The organism is Neisseria sp. SLRRB23 (assembly GCF_050896295.1).
Classification (GTDB): domain Bacteria; phylum Pseudomonadota; class Gammaproteobacteria; order Burkholderiales; family Neisseriaceae; genus Neisseria.
The window spans coordinates 1-376 of the sequence record NZ_JBPBFH010000104.1; the positions used below are offsets into that span (position 1 = coordinate 1).

At 43.4% G+C, this 376-nt stretch carries 1 pseudogene; it reads right to left on the minus strand.

Annotated elements, in window-relative coordinates:
* Positions 1-106: 106 nt before the first annotated feature.
* A pseudogene (locus ACRPFF_RS11290) lies at positions 107-187 on the minus strand (surface-adhesin E family protein); the annotation flags it as partial.
* Positions 188-376: the final 189 nt, after the last annotated feature.

Here is a 376-nt window from a genome sequence, read left to right on the forward strand (position 1 = left end):
GTCGAGTCTCGTGGGCTCGGAGATGTGTATAAGAGACAGAATTTACGGTGTAACGTACCGAAGCTTTGTTCGACCACATAACGGGTTTTCGATAAATACCGGTTACCGGTGTGCTGCAGGCGGTTATCAAAATAGGGAGTAAAACGAAAGATAGGAAGATTGGGCGCATTAGGGTTTCCTTAATCATTGAAATCCGCTCATTCAGAAAGAACGGGTTGGGCCGGAGGGGTAATGCCGTCTGTGAAATGAGGCAAATATGGGAAATTGATGCAGCCTTCGTGTTTTACGTATTTATATATTCCGTATGGAGGAATATGCTGCTTTTGAAGTGTGTATTATGGATGATCTGCCGATAACAGTAAATCTGTTTGATTTG